The organism is Enterococcus sp. AZ188, from assembly GCF_050544075.1.
GTDB classification, from domain to species: Bacteria; Bacillota; Bacilli; order Lactobacillales; family Enterococcaceae; genus Enterococcus_D; species Enterococcus_D entomosocium.
The window spans coordinates 348,390-369,231 of sequence record NZ_CP172943.1; the positions used below are offsets into that span (position 1 = coordinate 348,390).

The 20,842-nt window shown below is 43.8% G+C and carries 19 protein-coding genes; 18 read left to right on the top strand and 1 reads right to left on the bottom strand.

The features are described from left to right. The first annotated feature begins 8 nt into the window (after nucleotides 1-8). The 18 genes from mutL to IGI86_RS01765 all read left to right on the top strand — a co-directional run bounded on the left by mutL (nucleotide 9) and on the right by IGI86_RS01765 (nucleotide 19,023). Nucleotides 9-2,117: a DNA mismatch repair endonuclease MutL gene (mutL, locus tag IGI86_RS01680; protein ID WP_301389419.1), complete on the top strand. Its 2,109-nt coding sequence runs from the start codon at nucleotides 9-11 to the stop codon at nucleotides 2,115-2,117. After that, on the top strand, nucleotides 2,114-2,674 hold the full coding sequence (locus IGI86_RS01685; protein ID WP_430617679.1) for a Maf family protein: 561 nt from the start codon (nucleotides 2,114-2,116) through the stop codon (nucleotides 2,672-2,674). The genes mutL and IGI86_RS01685 overlap by 4 nt, the downstream gene beginning before the upstream one ends. A 2-nt stretch (nucleotides 2,675-2,676) precedes the next feature. Then, entirely contained in the window at nucleotides 2,677-3,075 is a 399-nt protein-coding gene (locus tag IGI86_RS01690) for a GFA family protein (RefSeq protein WP_430617680.1), read from the top strand. Nucleotides 3,076-3,163: 88 nt separating this feature from the next. Continuing rightward, nucleotides 3,164-3,595: a peptide-methionine (R)-S-oxide reductase MsrB gene (msrB, locus tag IGI86_RS01695; protein ID WP_008376288.1), complete on the top strand. Its 432-nt coding sequence runs from the start codon at nucleotides 3,164-3,166 to the stop codon at nucleotides 3,593-3,595. 181 nt (nucleotides 3,596-3,776) lie between these two features. Then, the gene (gene ruvA, locus IGI86_RS01700; protein ID WP_005232405.1) at nucleotides 3,777-4,367 is read left to right on the top strand and encodes a Holliday junction branch migration protein RuvA; all 591 of its coding nucleotides are present in this window, start codon (nucleotides 3,777-3,779) and stop codon (nucleotides 4,365-4,367) included. A gap of 14 nt (nucleotides 4,368-4,381) precedes the next feature. Beyond that, complete coding sequence (ruvB, locus tag IGI86_RS01705) at nucleotides 4,382-5,383, top strand: Holliday junction branch migration DNA helicase RuvB (protein ID WP_301389418.1); 1,002 nt, start codon at nucleotides 4,382-4,384, stop codon at nucleotides 5,381-5,383. 351 nt (nucleotides 5,384-5,734) lie between these two features. After that, nucleotides 5,735-6,646, top strand: a complete 912-nt coding sequence (locus IGI86_RS01710; protein ID WP_005232388.1) for an ABC transporter permease — start codon at nucleotides 5,735-5,737, stop codon at nucleotides 6,644-6,646. Nucleotides 6,647-6,657: 11 nt separating this feature from the next. Next, nucleotides 6,658-7,539 carry a carbohydrate ABC transporter permease gene (locus IGI86_RS01715; RefSeq protein WP_005227173.1) on the top strand — a complete coding sequence of 294 codons (882 nt, stop codon included), beginning with the start codon at nucleotides 6,658-6,660 and terminating at the stop codon, nucleotides 7,537-7,539. Between the two features lie 14 nt (nucleotides 7,540-7,553). After that, nucleotides 7,554-9,155 (top strand): sugar ABC transporter substrate-binding protein, encoded by a 1,602-nt coding sequence (locus tag IGI86_RS01720; RefSeq protein WP_008376282.1) that lies wholly within the window; start codon nucleotides 7,554-7,556, stop codon nucleotides 9,153-9,155. A 274-nt stretch (nucleotides 9,156-9,429) separates the two neighbouring features. After that, nucleotides 9,430-9,573, top strand: a complete 144-nt coding sequence (locus tag IGI86_RS01725) for a hypothetical protein (protein ID WP_172634707.1) — start codon at nucleotides 9,430-9,432, stop codon at nucleotides 9,571-9,573. A gap of 13 nt (nucleotides 9,574-9,586) precedes the next feature. Then, entirely contained in the window at nucleotides 9,587-10,189 is a 603-nt protein-coding gene (locus IGI86_RS01730) for a DUF624 domain-containing protein (RefSeq protein ID WP_086316812.1), read from the top strand. After that, on the top strand, nucleotides 10,182-11,096 hold the full coding sequence (locus tag IGI86_RS01735) for an acetylxylan esterase (protein WP_086316813.1): 915 nt from the start codon (nucleotides 10,182-10,184) through the stop codon (nucleotides 11,094-11,096). Before IGI86_RS01730 ends, IGI86_RS01735 begins: the two co-directional genes overlap by 8 nt. After that, nucleotides 11,093-11,872 carry an endonuclease/exonuclease/phosphatase family protein gene (locus tag IGI86_RS01740; protein WP_139959858.1) on the top strand — a complete coding sequence of 260 codons (780 nt, stop codon included), beginning with the start codon at nucleotides 11,093-11,095 and terminating at the stop codon, nucleotides 11,870-11,872. Before IGI86_RS01735 ends, IGI86_RS01740 begins: the two co-directional genes overlap by 4 nt. Before the next feature lie 6 nt (nucleotides 11,873-11,878). Next, nucleotides 11,879-14,029, top strand: a complete 2,151-nt coding sequence (locus IGI86_RS01745) for a glycoside hydrolase family 3 N-terminal domain-containing protein (protein WP_139959856.1) — start codon at nucleotides 11,879-11,881, stop codon at nucleotides 14,027-14,029. 15 nt (nucleotides 14,030-14,044) lie between these two features. Next, the gene (locus tag IGI86_RS01750; RefSeq protein ID WP_430617681.1) at nucleotides 14,045-17,335 is read left to right on the top strand and encodes a GH36-type glycosyl hydrolase domain-containing protein; all 3,291 of its coding nucleotides are present in this window, start codon (nucleotides 14,045-14,047) and stop codon (nucleotides 17,333-17,335) included. A gap of 13 nt (nucleotides 17,336-17,348) precedes the next feature. Beyond that, nucleotides 17,349-18,308, top strand: coding sequence for a LacI family DNA-binding transcriptional regulator (locus IGI86_RS01755; protein ID WP_430617682.1), 960 nt, complete (start codon nucleotides 17,349-17,351; stop codon nucleotides 18,306-18,308). A gap of 34 nt (nucleotides 18,309-18,342) precedes the next feature. Next, nucleotides 18,343-18,507, top strand: a complete 165-nt coding sequence (locus tag IGI86_RS01760) for a hypothetical protein (protein WP_016609543.1) — start codon at nucleotides 18,343-18,345, stop codon at nucleotides 18,505-18,507. 258 nt (nucleotides 18,508-18,765) lie between these two features. Continuing rightward, nucleotides 18,766-19,023: a hypothetical protein gene (locus tag IGI86_RS01765; RefSeq protein WP_008376271.1), complete on the top strand. Its 258-nt coding sequence runs from the start codon at nucleotides 18,766-18,768 to the stop codon at nucleotides 19,021-19,023. Nucleotides 19,024-19,047: 24 nt separating this feature from the next. Here IGI86_RS01765 and IGI86_RS01770 read toward each other — a convergent pair whose 3' ends face one another. Continuing rightward, nucleotides 19,048-19,941 carry a hypothetical protein gene (locus IGI86_RS01770; protein ID WP_430617683.1) on the bottom strand — a complete coding sequence of 298 codons (894 nt, stop codon included), beginning with the start codon at nucleotides 19,939-19,941 and terminating at the stop codon, nucleotides 19,048-19,050. Nucleotides 19,942-20,842 lie beyond the last annotated feature (901 nt).

Consider the following 20,842-nt stretch of genomic DNA (forward strand, 5'->3'; position numbering starts at 1 on the left):
GTCAGCAGATGGGAAAGATCCAAGAGCTATCCGAACGTCTGGCGAACCAAATCGCGGCAGGAGAAGTTGTTGAGAGACCGGCTTCTGTCGTCAAAGAATTAGTTGAAAATGCCGTGGATGCCGGCAGTACCCAAATCGATATTTTTATTGAAGAAGCAGGCTTGCGTAAAATCCAAGTCATCGATAATGGCGAAGGAATTGCAGAAGAGGATGTCTTGACTGCCTTTAAACGCCACGCCACCAGTAAAATCCACAATCGAGATGACTTGTTTCGAATACGTACCCTCGGGTTTCGCGGGGAAGCTTTGCCTAGTATCGCTTCGGTTTCGATCCTCTCGATTGAAACGGCAGTCAAAGGTGCCCAACAAGGCTCCTTTGTGCGCTTAAAAGGCGGCGCTGTTGAAGAGCATCTGCCTGCCAACTTGCGACAAGGAACCAAGATCACTGTCGAAAACCTCTTTTACAATACACCGGCACGTTTGAAATATGTCAAGACGCTGCAAACGGAACTTGCGAACATCGGCGATATCGTCAATCGGATCGCCCTGAGCCATCCAGAAGTGGCTTTTCGCCTCGTTCATGAAGGCAATAAGATGTTGAGCACCACTGGAAGTGGGCAGTTAAAACAAACCATCGCCGGGATCTACGGAGTGGAAACGGCCAAAAAAATGATTGCGATCGATACTGAGGACCTCGACTTTAAAGTCACTGGCTTTGTGTCACTGCCAGAAGTCACCCGAGCCAGCCGCAACTATTTATCCACGATCATCAATGGTCGTTATATTCGCAACTTTGCTTTGAATAAAGCGATCGTAGCCGGTTACGGGTCAAAATTGATGGTCGGTCGTTTTCCATTAGCTGTCCTTGAAATCAAAATGGACCCCTTGCTAGTCGATGTCAATGTCCATCCGACTAAGCAAGAAGTTCGTTTGTCAAAAGAAGAAGAGCTAACGAAACTAATCAGTAAAGCCATCAATGAGGCGCTGCGGGAAATCAATTTGATTCCTAACGCGGCTGACAATCTGCGGTTTAAGAAAAAAGTTGCCGATCAGCCAAAAGCCCAGCAGCTTGGCTTGGAACTGGAGTCAGCAGGAAATTCGACTTCTGGTTTGTCTTATAATCGGGAAACCGGGAAATTTGAGGTTCAGGGCAGTACTTATCAACAGACTGTGGATAACTCTGTGGAAAAACCTGTGGAGGAAGGTGGAAAACTTCCAGAAATGCCACAGGAATCTAGCGAAAACCTGTTGGAAGAAACCGAGGAAACCTTTCGCAGTTTGGAAGAGACGCTGCCAAATAAGCCTGTCCGAAAACCATTTGTGGAAGATCAGATGGAAACAAAAGCGCCGCTGCTAGAAGCGCCAGCCTTTCTCTCGGAAGAGACGCCAGAGCTTACGGCGCAAGATCTGCAAAATCAAGCGACTCTGCACCCTGAAATGCATGGGGATGACCGCAACTACCTGAAAACGGTCGAACGGTTGTTGGAAGAAGAACCAGCGAAGGAGCGTTTTCCCCAACTGGATTATTTTGGGCAGATGCATGGGACCTATTTGTTTGCCCAAAGCGAGGCGGGGCTATATATCGTCGACCAGCATGCGGCACAAGAACGAATCAAATATGAGTATTACCGCGAAAAAATCGGCGAAGTGACCAATGACCTGCAAGAGTTGTTAGTGCCGATCGTTTTGGATTATCCCAACAGCGATGCACTGCAATTACAAGAACAAAGTGACAAGCTGGTAGAAGTCGGGATCCATCTGGAATCTTTTGGGACCAATAGTTTCATCGTCCGAGCGCACCCGACGTGGTACCCTAGCGGTGAAGAAGAAGCCATCATCCGCGAAATGATCGATATGTTATTGACGACAGGAAGTGTCAGTGTCAAAAAGTTTCGTGAAGCAACCGCGATCATGATGAGCTGCAAACGATCCATCAAAGCCAATCATTATTTGAATGAAGCACAAGCCCGGATCTTGTTGCAAGATTTAGCGAAATGCGAGAATCCCTTCAACTGTCCCCATGGTCGCCCGGTGCTGATCCATTTCACCAACAGCGACATGGAGCGGATGTTCAAACGGATTCAAGATCCTCATCGAGCAAGGAGTGGCATGGAATGATTATTTTGGCTTCACAGTCGCCGCGACGCAAAGAATTATTAGCGGAGTTAGTCCCGGAATTTGCGGTCATACCAGCGGATATCGACGAGTCGGTCCGACCAAACGAAGCGGCGATCCCTTATGTCCAACGGATGGCAGCAGAAAAAGCGGCGGCTATTACGCAAGCATATCCTGAAGATCTGGTGATCGCGAGCGATACCACGGTCGTGGTGGATGAAGAAATCTTAGGAAAGCCAGCCGACCGTGAAGATGCTCGGTCGATGTTGCGAAAAATGAGCGGACGTGCCCATTGGGTGCATACCGCCGTCGTTTTGCAAAAAGGCGAACAGCTGCGCCAAGCAGTGGTTTCGGCGGAAGTTGTGTTTCGTTCCTTGACCGATCAAGAGATCGACAAGTATCTTGCCTTAGATGAGCACCAAGACAAAGTGGGCGCCTATGGGATCCAAGGGGCGGCCAAAGTATTTGTCTCATCGATAAACGGCGATTTTTATACAATTGTAGGGTTTCCTGTCACTACGGTCTATCAGTTGTTGCAAGAGTTTATGGAGGAGGAATAAGGATGGATGTTTCTGGTAGTTGTCTTTGCGGCAAAGTCACGATTGACTTGACTGGAGTTGCGAAAGAAATCACGGTTTGTCATTGTAGTCTCTGCCAGAAATTTCACGGCGGACCGATGTTTGCTCTTGCGCCATGTTCTGAGAACCAGATGGCTCTTCAAGGAGCGAAGTGGCTGCGACGTTATGATTCTTCTAAGTGGGCACAGCGAGGATTTTGCAGTCAATGCGGCTCGAGCCTGTTCTTTTACCTCAAAGAAGCACACACCTATTTTTTTGCGGCTGGGTTGTTTGGCAACATGCCAGAAGCTGTCTTAACCGAAGAAATCTATACAAAAGACCAACCGCATTTTTACCATTTTGCGGAACCAACGACTCGTTGGCAAAAGCTGCAAAACCCTTAAACAATTTGAGCAAGTCATTTTACATTCGCTAAGAAAAAAGGCATGATAGAGCATACAGGATGAGTCTAGAGGAAAAGCAGGTGAAAAAATGACAGATAAAAAAGAATTAAAAGAAAAATTGTCACCGATCGAATATGCGGTGACCCAAGAAAATGCAACTGAACGCCCCTTTACTGGCGAGTATGATGATTTTTATGAAAAAGGGATCTATGTTGATATCGTCAACGGAGAACCACTGTTTGCTTCTACTGATAAATATGACGCCGGTTGTGGCTGGCCTTCCTTTTCGAAGCCGATCAGTCGCCAAGATATTCAAGAAAAAGCCGATTTTTCTCATGGTATGCATCGGGTAGAAGTCCGCAGCAAAGAAGCTGACTCTCATTTAGGACATGTTTTTTCAGACGGTCCTCAGGACAAAGGCGGTTTGCGCTATTGTATCAACTCGGCAGCATTGAAGTTCATCCCTTTAGCAGAAATGGATGAAAAAGGCTATGGCGAATTCAAATCACTCGTTGAGTAAGTATTAGGAACTGTGTGCGAAAAAAAGACGCAGCAGCATGTCTCGTTTGAAAAAATGCGACTGAAACAACGGTTTTTCCTCCGTTTGTTTCCTGCTAAGCCTTTTCCTTCGTTCGCAGTCCTTTTTTTGCCCTCTCGTCTGTGCTACAATAAAGGGAACATATGTACAGAAAGGAAAGCACATGTACGAATATATCATAGGAAAAGTAACGGATATCTTTCCGGCGTATATCGTCGTTGAGACCCATGGCATCGGCTATCAGATCGCTTTTGGCAATCCGTATTCATTTAGCGGCAAGTTGAACCAAGAAGTAAAAATCTATCTGCACCAAGTGATTCGTGAAGATGCTCATAGTCTCTACGGCTTTGCCACGATCGAAGGCAAGCAGTTGTTTTTAAAATTGATCAGTGTCTCAGGCATTGGACCAAAGAGTGCGTTAGCAATCATGGCCAATGAAGACCATACAGGGTTGATCACGGCAGTCGAAAATGGGGACGTCAATTATTTGACTAAGTTCCCAGGTGTCGGTAAAAAGACGGCGCAGCAAATGATCCTAGACTTGAAAGGCAAAGTGGCTGAACTGGTTGGAGAAGAAGCGATCGTTCCTCTAAGCGTAGCAACGACTGCTTTAGATGAAGCAATGGAAGCCTTGAAAGCATTGGGTTATAGCGAAAAAGAAGTCAAGAAAGCCGAAAAACAATTAGCGGCGAATACGACAAAATCGACGGATGAGTACTTGCGGGAAGCTCTCCGATTGATGATGAAAAAGTAAGGAGCAAGTAGACGATGGATGAACGAATTGTTTCGCCAGAAAGTACTGAACAAGAAGAGATCATCGAAAAATCCTTGCGTCCGCAAACCCTTGCCCAATATATCGGACAAGACAAAGTCAAGCAGGAGCTTTCGATTTATATCCAAGCGGCGAAAAATCGAGAAGAAGCGTTGGATCATGTCCTCTTATATGGTCCGCCAGGCTTAGGGAAAACGACGATGGCAATGGTGATCGCCAACGAGATGCAGGTGCAAATCAAGACGACCAGCGGTCCTGCGATCGAAAAACCAGGGGATTTGATTGCGATCTTGAATGAGCTGCAGCCGGGGGATGTTCTGTTTATCGATGAGATCCATCGCTTGCCTCGTGTCGCCGAAGAAATGCTTTATTCGGCAATGGAAGATTTTTATGTGGATATCATGGTGGGGCAAGGGACAACGGCTCACCCAGTTCATTTTCCGCTCCCGCCATTTACCTTAGTCGGCGCAACGACGCGGGCGGGGATGCTCTCGGCGCCACTACGGGATCGTTTCGGGATCATTTCTCATATGCAATATTATGAAGACCATGATTTAAAAGAGATCGTGCAGCGGACTGCGTCCATCTTTGAAACGGATATCGTGGAAGAAGGGGCGATCGAAATCGCCCGTCGGTCACGAGGCACCCCGCGGATCGCCAACCGTTTGCTTAAACGAGTTCGCGATTATGCGCAAGTGCAAGCAGATGGGTTGATCGATCGCACCGTTGCTGACCAGGCATTGGCACTTTTGGCAGTCGATCATGCTGGCTTGGATTATATCGATCAGAAATTGATCCGCACGATGATCGAATTGTACCAAGGCGGCCCGGTGGGATTAAGTACGATCGCTGTCAATATCGGGGAAGAAACTGAAACAGTGGAAGATATGTACGAACCGTTTTTGATCCAAAAAGGATTTTTGAAACGTACCTCGCGTGGGCGGATCGCAACACCGTTAGCCTATGACCATTTTGGCTATCCCCAAAGAAGTGATTAGAACGAAGCAGCAATCAACGATGATTGCTGCTTTTTTGTGCTTTTGGTGAAACGTTTCTTTTTATTTTTTAATAATTTCTGAGAATCAATAGATGTTGAAAAAATACATTATTTGTGAAATTTGATTAAACGGAAGTGTTTGGAAAAATGATTTCTTATGAAAATGTTGATATAATAGCTTTTGTGTTTGTGAGGAACTCAACGAAATTTGTGAAAAAAGAAAACCTGAAAAAAATAATTGGAAAGGCTTGCATTTTCGAATGGCAGCGGATATAATCTTTTGTAGAAACGTTTCACCAAAATGTGGAGATATACGTAGTGTTGTGAGGATAGAAAGAAGGAGATTTTGTGTATGAGTAAACTGCAAAAGTTTTATAGTCAACGGCAGCTTCACTGGATGGTTTTTCCCGGCGTGGCATTTATGATCGTATTTAATTATATTCCGATCTACGGAATTATAATCGCTTTCAAAAACTATACGGTGATTGACACGATTTCATCAGCACCATGGGTTGGGTTAGAGAATTTCCGTATCATTATGAATGACAGTTTTTTCTGGGAAGCAGTTAGAAATACGTTAGCCATCAGCTTATTGAAATTAGGATTAGGTTTTGCGATCCCGATTGTGTTAGCCATTATGATTTTTGAAATGCAAGATGGCCGCTTGAAGAAATTTATTCAAACGGTTTCATACATTCCCCATTTTTTCTCATGGATCGTGCTAGGTGGGATGATGATCTCTTGGCTGTCAACGAACGGCTTTATCAACCAAGTGTTGATGTCCGTAGGATTGATGGACAAAGGGGTCAATCATCTATTGGATCCAAGCAAATATTGGTGGATCGCAGTCCTTTCTGATCTATGGAAAGAAGTCGGCTGGGGAACGATTCTTTACTTGGCAGGTATGTCGCGGATCGATCCAACGTTTTATGAAGCCGCACGAATCGATGGTGCCAGCAAGCTAAGACAGATTCGTTCGATCACATTGCCATTACTGACACCGATCATCTCCTTAAACTTGATTCTGAATGTGAGCGGTATCTTAGGGTCAAACCTAGATCAAACATTAGTTTTGATGAATTCACAGAACCAAAACCGTTCAGAAGTTATCAACTCCTTTGTTTATAAAATGGGGTTGACGCAAGGTGATTTCTCTTATGCAACTGCTGTCGGCTTGGGGATCGCGGTCATTTCCGTCATCTTATTGGTGATCACGGATCGAGTGACCCGCAAGTTGAACAACGGCAATTCAGTTATCTTATAGGAGGAAAAAACATGATCAAAAGAAAAGCAAAAGAAAACACGTGGTTTTACTTCTTCAATACCGTGATCTTGATTTTATTCTCGTTAATGATCATTGTACCGATTTGGAATATCTTGGTTTCCTCCGTGTCTTCTAGTTCTGGATTAGCGGGCAACGGCCTCGTGTTATGGCCCAAAGGCTTTACCTGGGAAAACTATCGGAAAGTTTTTTCCGACGCAAGTATCCCCCGTGCCTTCTTGATCTCAGTGTTAAAAACGGTTCTTGGGGCTGCAACCCATACCTTGTTTTGTGCGATCGTGGCTTACGGATTGAGTAAATCACGCTTGGTTGGCCGCAACATTTATACAACGATGGGGGTCATCACCATGTACTTCAGTGGTGGGATGATTCCAACGTACTTGCTGATTCGCTCGCTAGGATTACTGGATTCTTTCTGGGTCTACATTATTCCAGCTTTGTTCAGCTATTATGATGTCGTGATTTTAATGAACTTTTTCCGTGAGATTCCGCCTTCACTCGAAGAATCGGCGAAGATCGACGGTGCAAGTGAATTCCAAATCTTTTATAAAATCTTCTTACCATTAACGAAACCGGCATTGGCAACCATCATCTTGTTCAACGGGGTTGGCCAATGGAACGATTTTATGACAACAAAACTGTATATCACAAAAGAGTATCTTTATCCGCTGCAAATGAAGATTTATGAAATCATCGTCCAATCCAACTTGAGTACGATGACTGAAAGCGGTAGTACCGACTTTATCGTCCAAGCAACGACCCGTGGGGTTCAGTTGGCTACGATCGTCATCACGACAGTGCCAATTTTAATTATATATCCATTGCTTCAAAAACACTTTATCGGCGGTATGATGGCCGGTGCAGTAAAAGAATAGAAAGAGGGATAGACATGAAAAAAGTAGTAGGCGGTTTATTGGCAGCATCAGCATTACTTAGCTTAGCAGCATGTGGCGGCAGCTCAGACAATGCCAGCAGTTCGGATTTTTCTATCAAAGATCGGTATGAGTTAGATGAAAAGACACCAGCATGGAAACTCGATACCAAAGAAGAACCAACCAAGATCACATGGTACATCAATTCAGACTGGACAGCTTTGCCATTTGGTGAAGATGTGACGACAGCCCAAATCAAAAAAGATTTGAACATTGATATTGAATTTATTTCAGGTGATGATTCGAAATTAAATGCTTTGATTTCAAGTGGTGATATGCCTGATATCGTGACGTTGATGGATAAAACCAGTCAAGCAGCCACAAAAGCTGATAGCTGGGCATACTCATTAAACGATTTAGCGGAACAATACGATCCGTATTTGATGAATGTCGTGACCGAAGATACCTTCAAATGGTTTGCTTTAGATGATGGCAAAACTTATGGCTATCCAAACTATTCCAACACAGCAGCGGACTACGAAAGCGGCAATATTCCCGTCAACGATAACTTTGTGATCCGTGAAGATGTCTATGAAGCATTGGGCAAACCAGATGTTTCGACTCCAGAAAACTATGTGAAAGTCATGAAAGAAATCAGCGAGAAATTCCCTGATTTGACACCAATGGGCTTCACAACGATCGGCGAAACAGCAGGACCATTCTTAGATAAATTGCAAGACTTCTTAGGTGTTCCGTTAGAAGATGAAGATGGTGCTTTCTACGATCGTAACTTAGATGAAGAATATATCTCATGGTTGAAAACCTTTAATCAAGTGTATCGTGACGGCAACATCAGTGATGACAGCTTTACCGATGACGGTCCAACCTATGATGAAAAAGTAAAACAAGGGGACTATGCAACGATCTTAGTCGCAGGAACGAGCGGACAAGGTGGGAACTTCACTGAATTCATGAAAAACTCTGACACGCGGTACATCGCAATCGACGGACCTGCCAGCACTTCTGGTCGTGAAGCAACCTTGAACCAAACAGGAATCTCTGGCTGGTTGATCAACTACATCACAAAAGATGCGGCGGATCCAGCAAAAGTAACCCAACTCTTCACGTACTTGATCGATGAACCAGGACAAATTTTGACAAAATTCGGTGTTGAAGGCGTGACGTATGAATACAACGATGAAGGCAAAATCGATTACTTGCCAGAAATCAAAGAAATGGAACAAACCGACAACGAAGGCTACAACAAAAAATATGGTATCAGCCGTTTCAACTACTTTAACAACGACCGTGTCAATGCACTGAAAGTCAAAACCGAAAATGCGTTGACTCAAATGCAAGAATGGGGCGAAGGCAAATTGTATCCACACTTTGTGATCGAAAATACGGATCCAGATGCCGGAACTGCAGAAGCACGTTCAAACACAGCCATCAAAACCAAAATCAACAGCACGATCATCTCATTGATTCGTTCAAAAGATGAAGGAACATTTGACAGCACACTAACCGACTTTGAAAGCTTCTTAGATTCAAACAACTGGGACGCAATCAAAGACATTAAAACTGAAAAAATGGCCGAAAACCGCGAACGACTAGAATAACCCCCATAGGAGAGGAAAGGAAGCCAAAAAAAGACCTTTCCTCTCCCTTTACTTTGAATCACTGCGATTGGCTCACGTAGTGAGACAGAGCAGATGATGAAAAGTACTAGGCGACCGCAGGGAGCGTAGTGTCCATACAAAGAAGCACTGCGATTGGCTCGCGTAGTGAGACATGCAAGCTGCACTTAGTGTGTTTTACTTAGTGCAACTGTAGGCGAAGCGAAAGCGGAGACGAGCAGATGATGAAAAGTACTAGGCGACTGCAGGGAGCGTAGTGTCCATACAAAGAAGCACTGCGATTGGCTCACGCAGTGAGACCTGCAACCCAGAAACCCGTACGTTGAGAAACGACCCAAAATCACAAGAAGGCAAGAAACAGGTTTACGCAGCACCCGCAGCACAAATCAGCAAGTTTTGATTGGAGGATCATAATGAATCGACTATTTTCTTATGAAGGATGGTACTATCGGGTCTTTGCTTTTCTAGCAGATATGATCATTGTTAGTTTTCTCTTTATGATTCCAGCAATGACGCTGATTCTCGCAGGGCCAGCATTGATCGCGCTGTATCAGACGATCGATCAATTGTACAAGGAACGAGATGTCCCGATTTGGCAACGATACAAGCAAGCATTCTTAAGAAACCTCAAACGTGGTCTCTTCTTAGAAGGTCTTGTTATGGCGTATGTCGCAGTCTTTGCCGGTTTGATCTATTCCTTGATGATGCTTACACCTTACTTTGGCGTTTTAGCCGTGATTCTCGTCAGCTTGGCTGCGCTGTATCTCGTCGTGTTCGTTCTCTTGTACAGCTTGTTTGCGCAATCATTGCAAGAAACAGCGAAAGAAACGGCGTATGCGGTTCTTAGCAGTACGGCGAATGCGATCATTTTACTGGTGATCCCAATCATTGTTTTTGTATTGTGCAGCAAAGTAAACCTATTCTTATTTGTTTGTTTAGGCATTTCAGGCTCAGCCTTTGTACAGGTGTTGTTTTTCAATAAAGTATTAGCGAAGGGGGGAGAGGCAAATGACTGAATCGACCGCAACTGATCGATCCTGTTTTTGGGCTTCGGTCCAACAAGAACTTGACGCCCTTCCGCTAGCCTTTGAAAGAACCAAACAAACACCTTTGCTAAAAGGGATCGATTGTTTTACGATTTCTTTTCAAAGTCTTGGTAATGAAACGATCTATGGGCATCTGCTGCTGCCAGAACAAGCGGCAGATTGTCCAATCGTGATTGATTTTTTAGGCTATATGAATCATGTGCAAGAACCGTTCCAATTCGCTCATTGGTTACTGATCGGCTGCGGCTGTCTTGTCATCGACAATCGTGGACAAGGGGGACGCACGCAAGATCAGGTTCCCTATGAAACCACGCAGCATGAAGCACCTTTTGGACGCGGCATCTTGAAAAAAGAAGATTTTTATATGAAGCGATTGGTCGCAGATAGTTTGCGCACACTAGAAGTCCTTCAACAGATACCGGAAATCGATCCGCAGCGGATTATTTTAAGAGGCGGCTCGCAAGGAGGCGGCATCGCCTTATTGGTCAACGCATTAACGAACGTCCCGATTTTTGCGACGTTTGCCGATGTGCCAAGCCACTCCAATCTTGTCCATCGGATCGAACAAAAAACAGGAAGTTACCAGGTGATTCAAGAGTATATCGAACAATTTCCAGAAATGCGGGAAACGATCTATCAAGTCATGAGTTATTTTGATTTGAAGTATTTTGCTCATCAGATAACTGGTCCTGTTTATACATCGGTCGGCAGTGCTGATCCGATCTGTCCCATGGAAGATTTCTTCGTTTCCTATAAAAAGATTCCTGGACCGAAAGAATTGCGTATTTACTTAAATAAAGGGCATGGCGGCGGCGAAGCGAAACAAATCCGTCGTGAAATGCAGCAAATCAAAAAATTACTCAAAGGAAATGAATGAAGATGAAAGTAGCAACCTACAATCTACGAGTCGATACCGACTATGACCAAGAATGGCAATGGCACTATCGATCGGAGGCGGTTTGCTCCTTGATCGATTACTACGACTGGGATGTTCTGGCGATCCAAGAAGCTCGTCCCAGCCAATTTGCAGATTTAGCAAAGTTAGCGCAGTATGCTTCCGTCACTGCTGAACGAGATGGTGATGGCTTAGGCGAAGGCATTGGACTGTATTATCAAAAAGAGGCTTTCGAGTTATTAGCTTCAGGTTCGTTTTGGTTGTCATTGACACCGACTGAACCAAGTATTCATCCAGAAGCTGCGTATTCACGCTTATGTGTTTGGGCAGTCTTACAGGAAAAAAAGAATCCGCCGTTTCTTGTCATCACGACCCATTTAGATAATATTTCAGAAATGGCTCGTTTTGAAGGGATGAAAGTGATCTTTGAGCAGCTGGCAGATCAGATCGAACGCTACCCTGTATTACTAATGGGCGACTTGAATGCGGAGCCAACGGAGCGGGTGCATCGGTACTTAGAGCAGCATTTTCAAAATGCCAAAGATCATGGGCAAAAGCCTCATCACGGACCCAAAGGCTCCTATCAAAATTTTATTTATACGTTACCATGGCAAGAACTAGAAGAAATTGATTATATCTATACGAAAGGCTTCACGGTGGTCAAAACCGCCTGTCTAACGGATTCTTGTGATCGTCGTTTTCCCTCCGATCATTTCCCTTTAGAAGCAGAAGTCCAATTTGAAGAAAGCAAAGGATGAATAAAAATGGAACAGCAGAAATTAACCGAACTACTTTCAGAAATGACCTTAGATGAAAAAATCGATCAGTTGCTGCAACTGGCAGCGGCTTTTTATTCAGATAAAGCAGAAGAGAAAACCGGCCCAATGGGCGACTTAGGACTGACACAAGAGAACATCAACAATGCGGGAACAACGCTAGGTGTTTCTGGTGCGAAAGAAGCGATCCGCGTCCAAAAAGAGTATATCGCCAATAACCGCTTGAATATCCCGACGATATTGATGGCGGATATCATTCACGGCTTTCGGACGATTTTCCCGATTCCATTAGGATTAGGTAGTTCATGGGATTTGGCAGCAGCGGAGAAGATGGCGGAAGTATCTGCCAAAGAAGCAGCTGTTTCTGGCTTGCATGTGACCTTTTCACCGATGGTGGACTTAGTAAGAGACCCACGTTGGGGCCGTGTCATGGAATCGACGGGGGAAGATCCTTACTTGAACAGTCGCTTCGCTGAAGCCTTTGTCAAAGGCTATCAAGGGGATGATCTGCGAACGGATTTCAACCGCGTAGCTGCGTGTGTCAAACATTTTGCGGCTTACGGTGCGGCTATCGGCGGTCGCGATTACAACACGGTCAATATGTCAGAACGCCAACTGCGAGAAAGTTATTTACCGGGCTATAAAGCGGCCCTTGATGCCGGTGCCAAACTGGTGATGACCTCCTTCAATACGGTGGACGGTATTCCAGCAACGGCCAATCGCTGGCTTTTCCGCGATGTTTTGCGAGAAGAATTCGGGTTTGAAGGCGTTGTGATCTCTGACTGGGCAGCAATCAAAGAAGTGATCGCCCATGGCGCAGCGGAAGATGAAAAACACGCCGCTGAATTAGCCATCAAAGCTGGGGTCGATATCGAGATGATGACGACTTGCTACACTGATAACTTGAAAGAGCTGATCGCAGAAGGCACCGTTGAGGAAGCCTTAGTCGATGAAGCCGTGCTAAGAATCTTGACCTTGAAAAATGAACTAGGTCTATTTGAAAATCCATACCGCGGTGCTGATGAAGCCGCTGAAGCAGCCACTGTTCTGTCTCAAGAACACCGAGAGATCGCCAGCGATATCGCAAAGAAATCAATGGTGTTGTTGAAAAATGAAGGTGTCCTGCCGTTGCAGAAAACCGAAAAAGTGGCGATCGTGGGCCCGGGTGCTCACTCCCGTGATCTATTAGGTGCTTGGTCTTGGCAAGGGAAACAAGAAGAAGTGGTGACATTAGTGGCGGGGGCTCAATCCTTGGGCGCGGATCTGTTGATCGGTCAAGAGCCCTTTGATTATTTTGCACCGTCTGAAGCAGCGATCCAAGAAGCGATCGAATTAGTGAAAGAAGCGGATAAAGTTGTCTTAGCGCTAGGAGAGCAAGAATGGATGAGCGGTGAAGCTGCCAGTCGCAGCGACATTCGATTGCCGCAAGCCCAATTGTCCTTGGTTGAAACCTTGAAAGAATACAACGAGCAATTGATCGTAACCCTTTATAACGGTCGTCCTCTTGACTTGCAAGGGGTTGATGCAGCCAAAGCGATCGTCGAGGCTTGGTTCCCTGGAACCGAAGGCGGAAACGCACTTGCTCAGATCTTGTGGGGAGAATACAATCCAAGCGGCCGCTTGAGTATGTCATTCCCGGAAACCGTTGGACAAGTCCCTGTGTATTACAACGTTGACAATACCGGTCGTCCATATGAAAGTGCACCGGATGAAAAATATGTCTCAAAATATTTGGATGTCTCCAATTATGCCAAATATCCATTTGGCTTCGGCTTGAGCTATAGCCCAGTTGCGTATTCTACGGTGACGTTGGATCAGCCGACCATGACCAAAGATCAAACAGTCACGGCATCCATCACTGTTACGAACCAAGGAACAGCAGCGGTCTGGGAAACGGTCCAATGCTACATTCGCGATTTAGTCGGTGAAGTGGTTCGCCCAGTGAAAGAACTGAAAGGCTTTAAGAAAATTTGGCTAGAAGCTGGCGAATCAACAACCGTTCAATTTGAGATCACGGAAGAACTGCTGCGCTATGTCCACAGCAACCAACAAGCAAGCAGTGATCCTGGGAAATTCCACATCATGATTGGTGGGAACAGCCGAGACACCCAACAAACAACCCTGCAATTAGTTAGGTAAGATAGGAAGGTTTCTATGACGAAAAAAATAGTGATGAATAATGCAAATACGACCGTGACGTTTTTACCAAACGGTGATTTATATGAGATCCAAAGTCACGATGTGATGATCAATCAATTGAATGGGAATGCGCTAGATGGCAGTTTGAATCAAATCTATCTACGACTGCGTGAAGCGGGGGAATGGCACTTCATTCCCTTGATCGGCTCAAATGCTGACAGTGCCTTTGCTTACTCAGACAAACAGCTGACTTGGACTGGAACGTACCAGTCTATCAGTTACCAAGTAGATTTCCAATTGGCACAAGATTGCTGGTTCTGGCGAGTTCAATTGAGTGGTTCTGGGGAAGCGGAATTGGTTTACGGACAAGATCTTGGTAACGCAGCCAAAGGGGCTGTTCAATCCAATGAAGCCTATGTTTCGCAATATATCGACCATCATGTTAGCCATGATAAGGATCGAATCGTGCTATCTTCTCGCCAAAATCAACCACAAAATGGTCAATTTCCATTGGTGGAACAGGGCAGCTTCCAAGCCTTAAAAGGCTTCTCGACGGATGGCTATCAATTTTTCGGTCGCAGCTACAAAGAAACGAATCAACCAGCTGCACTCAGCCAAGAGACATTAGCCAATGAAGTGTATCAATACGAATTTGCCTATACGGCACTGCAAACGCAATGGTTGACAATAAGTGAGACACCTACGGAAATCGTTTTTTACGCAGCGGTCAAAGCCAATCAAGCGACGGCAGTCAATGAACCGCAGTTTGCACTTGAAACGTTGAAAGAAACGTATCAAGCCTTGTCCTTTGACTCGTTGCAGGCAACGGCGCAGGCTCGAAAAAACTTCGGTCGACCGCTCACAGGGCTGACATTTACCACAGAAGAAATCAACGAGCGATTTCCTCAGCAAGAAGCAGTGGAAATCGTTGACCAACAGCTTTATTCCTTTTTTACCCCTGATTATCACCATGTCGTGTTGAAGGAAAAGGAAGGGCAGATGGAACGCTCCCATGGGCATATTTTGATGAGCGGACAAGAGTTGATCGTCGATCAACCCATTTTGAGCACGACTGTTTACATGACGGGGATGTTTAACTCCCAAATCGTATTAGGCAATACGAACATGAACAAATTGTTGAGTAATAGCCGCAACTCATTGAATCTTTTCAAACGTTCCGGTCAGCGGATCTATCTGAAAGACGGCGATCAATGGCGGATTTTAACGATGCCATCTGCCTTTGAAATGGGCTTAAATTCGGCGACGTGGTACTACAAAACAGCGGATGATGTCATTCAAGTAACGACCTTCACGAAAGCAAATGGACGCACGATTGCAACCACCATCACTAGTGAACAAGGTCGTGCTTACACCTGGGCCATCACTAATCAATTTGTGATGGGGATCGATGAAGCGGTACCGACTGTTACCATTACGCAAGACCAGCAATTGCTCACCATCAAAGGAACAGCGGATTCACCGATTGCGGAAACTTATCCAGAATTGACGTATTATCTCCATGCAGCACAACCTTTTGAACTAACCGATGAAACGATTTTCAATGTGGCAGCCGACGATAGCACGACCGTATTGACCTTTGCAGAACAGGCGACGGTTTCCTTCGTGATCCAAGGCACACTGACTGGTGAACCCTTTGTTTTGGAAACGTTAGATCGCCAGCAAGAAGACACTGCCTATACGGCCTTTGTCGATGATTTGTTGAATCAGTTTGAATTGAAACATTCGCAGGCGGATGTCGCATCCTTCAATCACTTGGCACGTTGGTACACCCACAATATGCTTGTTCATTACTTGTCTCCTCATGGCCTTGAACAGTACGGTGGTGCTGCTTGGGGGACTCGAGACGTTTCCCAAGGACCGACTGAGTATTTCTTAGCCCTCAATCGTCCTGAGATGGTGGCGTCCATCATCGAGCATTTGTTTGAAAATCAATTTGCAGATGACGGCAACTGGCCACAATGGTTTATGTTTGATCGCTATGAGAAACAAAAAGCCGATGAGAGCCACGGAGATGTGATCGTTTGGCCAATGAAAGTCGTTAGTGACTATCTCGAAAAAACCAAAGATTTTGCGATTTTGGAAAAAGAACTGCCTTATACGGATCGCACAACCTTCTTGAAAACCAGAACCAATGCTTCTTTGTTTGATCATTTGAAAAAAGAAGTGGCGTATATCGAAGCGAACTTTTTGGAAGGAACGTACCTGTCTTGTTATGGTGATGGCGATTGGGATGACACCTTGCAGCCAAATAACAGTAAGTTGAAGAAACAAATGGCCAGCAGCTGGACCGTTGCCTTGACCTATGAAGTATTGAAAAAATTAGCCAACCAGTTGCAGTCAGTTGACCCAGAGTATGCCAAACATTTAACGGAACTGTCTGCGGGAATCAAACATGACTTTGAAAAATACATGTTAGCTGATGGGACTTTGCCAGGATTTGTCTATATGGAAGATAGCGAGCACGTGGAACTGATGGTCCATCCGACTGACAAGAAAACCGGTATCCAATACCGCTTGCTGCCGATGCAGCAAAGCATGATCGGGGAGCTGTTATCTCCCGAACAAGCCGAGCATCATGTGGCGATCATCAAGGAGCATTTGCAATTTCCAGATGGGGTGCGCTTGATGAATCATCCAGCGACTTATGCGGGTGGTGTCAGCACCAATTTCAAGCGAGCAGAACAAGCAGCCAACTTTGGACGAGAAATCGGTTTGCAGTACGTTCATGCCCACATCCGCTTTACCGAAGCGATGGCGAAATTAGGCCGAGAAGAAGAGACTTGGCAAGCGCTTGGGGTCATCAATCCGATCCAGATCGCTCAACGGGTCGAAAACGCGGAGATCCGTCAAGCAAATGCGTATTTCAGCAGTTCTGATGGCGATTTCAAAACAAGGGTTGAAGCCCAAGAAAATTTTGGTAAACTTAAGGAGGCAGCAGTCGGCGTCAAAGGCGGCTGGCGCATCTATTCTAGTGGACCGGGGATCTATATGAATCAGTTGATCAGCAATGTGTTAGGCATTCGTACCTTTGTTGATCATGTTGAACTTGATCCTGTCTTGCCAGCGGAATTAGCAGGATTGACTCTGACATATCGACTCTTTGATCGGCCAGTCGAAATCGTCTATCATTCGGCAAGTACGCCGAAAGTATTGATCAACGGGGAAGAAATGTCCACTGAGTTTACGGAAAATCGCTACCGTCAAGGTGCGTTTGTCCTGAAGAAAGCAGCGCTTTGCGCCCAATTAAACGAAAACCAAACCAATACGATCGATATCTATCGTTAAGAAAGGAGAAGCCATGGTAGGAATCAAAGATATTGCCCAAAAAGCGGGTGTCTCCATATCCACCGTTTCGTATGCGTTGAATGGCAGTCCAAAAGTGACCGAGGAAACCCGTGCGCGGATTCAAGCGATCGCAAACGAATTGAACTATGTTCCGAACATGGCTGCTCGCACACTGAAACGCAGACAAACCAACATCATCGGTGTTTATCTCGCCGATTATGCCGGAAGTTTTTATGGGGAATTGCTAGATGGCATCAAGAAAGGGCTGGAACTTTTCGGCTATGAAATGATCGTCTGCAGCGGCAAGAAGTCACACTTGTTTATTCCTGAGCGGATGGTGGACGGTGCCATCATTTTGGATTGGACGTTTCCAGCAAAGGAAATCGAGCAATATGCTCAACGAGGGCATCAAATCGTCGTGTTAGACCGTGTCTTGTCTCATGAAAATATCCATCAAGTCTTGTTAGATAACAAAGGAGGGGCGGCGCTGGCGATCGACCGCTTGATCGCTGGACAAAGCCAAAAAGTGTTTCTCTTAGCAGGGCCAGAAAAAGGCTACGACAGTCGGGAGCGCTTGGAAGCCAGTACGAAAGAATTGACGCGCTTTGGTATTCCTCATGAAGTCATTCCTGGTGACTTCACGGAACCATCTGGTTATCGAGCGGCAAAACAGCTCTTAGCAAATGATCCCCAGTTTCCCATTGATATCTTTGCCTTCAATGATGAAATGGCGATCGGGGTCTACAAATATGTCCGCGAGACCGACTATCGCATCGGAAAAGAGATCCGCATCATCGGGTTTGATAACACGGAATTAGGCGCTTTTGTGCAGCCGCGCTTAGCGACGATCTCCTATTCGAAACATCGATGGGGGATGGTTGCAGCTGAGAAAATCGTACAATCGATCCAAGGGGAACCAGTGGCGGACGAGCATATTTATACCACTTTTGTGGATGGTGGATCATTTATTTAATTGATCCATTAAAGGAAAATGAGTTGAAAAAGGAATGGTGAAATGGGGAGGATTTTATCTTACAGAACATACCAAAGCAATTGATGGAGAAAGAACTATTGAAAGAAGTAAACCAATTCAAAAGTTCCAGATGGATGTTAATGAGATCGCCGAAACTTTAAATCAGGCAACACTCAAGAACAAATCAGTAGCTATCTAAATTGAAGCGCATGATCGAGATGAGAATTACTTTCCTGATATAGTTGGCCATATTTAAGGGGCATGATGAACTAGAAATATATGTTGGTGGTAATAAGGTTGGCTATGATAAAATTAGGAATATTAAAATAGCTAACATAACCAAGTGGTCGGACAAAAGTAACCTCTTATAAAAAGTACTCACAAATTATTAAATTATATTAGCGATAATTATTTAAAGCTAGCTTTCTGATATAATAGTTTGTAAAGGAGTGCTAAGATGATTAACTTTTTAAAAGGTTTAAAAATAAGAATCCTATATATATATTCAATGATTTCGCTACTTATAGGTGTCTATTTAAGTGTAAATTGGATTCCTGTAAGCGTTGAAGGACTAAGCAAATCCCAAAAACAGGAGCTTTTAAGAGAAGGATCAATCAACTGGGAACTTGGTGTAGTTTTTAAGGTATTAGCCCTGATACTTTTCTTGGGTGCACTAGTAAAATCCATTATATATATCTTAAACAAAAAGAGATAAGCGTAGAGCTCATCTCTTTTTATACTATCTAGAAACTTCGTGGATCACTTCGATTTTATAAGGAATGATAAAGCCTGCTCTTTGCATTGCATAACAATAATTGTTTCCAAATCCCACCTCGAAGTTGCCATCATAACCATTTAGCTCCCATTTGAAATCAAATATATCCGTAACCTTTACTTGAGTCCAATAATTTCCATTGGCTTGTTTCTTATAAGTTACTGTGTAACTAACTCCACGTAATGCTGTGTGAAGTTGGCCGCTTAGAAATGTATAACTTCCTGAGAAAGAACCAGATTTTTTACCTGTAGAAAATGCTTCTTTTTTAAGTCTAGAATAATAAGCGGTCATTAACTCCTCGCCGTCTACAGTCTTTGCCCAGCTATCGTTTTTATTAACATATGTCGAAGGTTTCCATGTTGGATTCCAATAGTAATTCTCAGCAGAAATAATGGCGTGATTCATATAAGCAGCAGTCTGATTATGACCTTTTTTCTTAACCATTGATATACCTTTATTGTATGCAGCAATTGCAGCCGCATAAACTGGATTTGCAGGAGTTACCGATGATCTAGCACCTATCTTAGACTTTGGTTCAACATAAAAAGGATCAACTGATTCGGCAACGTCCGCTTTATACTCTTCCAACAATGCATCTTGTTCGGCATCATAGGAATTTAAAACTGTTAAACTCTCATTTAAAGATGCGTTGAACTCTTCAGCACTATCAGAATCTTCAAACATTCTAATTACACCATCAATATAATCTCTATTGGACTCTTCATTGGATATTGCCTCATTAATTAATGATTGATTAGTTTCATCTATCTCAAAACCATTCTCATCTGCATAACCATTTATTTGACCAAAACTTAAAACTGATATACCAAACACTACACTAATTAAAAACTTCTTCATTGTTTTAATCTCCTTTTTAATTATTATTTTACTAACAAATTTAATATACCATGCTACAATATATAAAAAACATTTTAAGTTATATTTATATCCTGACAATTTTGTAATACGTAGGAAAGGATGTAAAATTGAACAAAGTTGAATACGATAATATGCAAGTAAATCTTCGTTCTTTGCGGCACAAACTTGATTTTCAATGCATAATATTCGTTATACTGTATTATTAAAAAAGGAACATAATAGGGGATTTATGAAAAAAGTATAAAAATATTAGGGTTTATCTTGTTGGTTATAATTGGATTTGTAGGGGGCTATTTTCTATCTGTAGATCCAGCTAAAGACTTCTATGGTGATTGGTATGGTGTTGCTAACGAGGGGAAGGAGAGTTTTCTTTTAGAATAGATAAAGAAAAAAATAATCGATTATGGAAATGATGATTATAATTCACCTGGTTTTCCTTACACAGTGAAAAAGTCTGGAAATGGATTTTATATTGAAGTGTCTGATGATGAGCTAAAAAATATTTTTCCCGAATTAATAAAATTTAAGTATAAAAACAATATGACATTTTTCCTGAATGATGATGAAGAATCAATTGAGTACTTTGTAGCTATAGATGGTTTTTTGAATAATGTAAAACTACATAAAACATCCTTTGAAGATTCGTATAACAAAACCGAAGAGTCAACCTCATAAAGTCTAATAGCAAGTGAAACAGAAACTTCTTGCAGTTCTTTGCTTAATGAAACTCATTCATCAGAAACGACATCATCAATTGATTCTCCAAAAGTATCAGATCTAAGTGAAAAAATTGATTCATTTATTGCGAATTATACGTCAATTCCACCAGATTAGATTATGGAAAAGGAAATTGATGGAATTACAATAAGAGCAACAAACT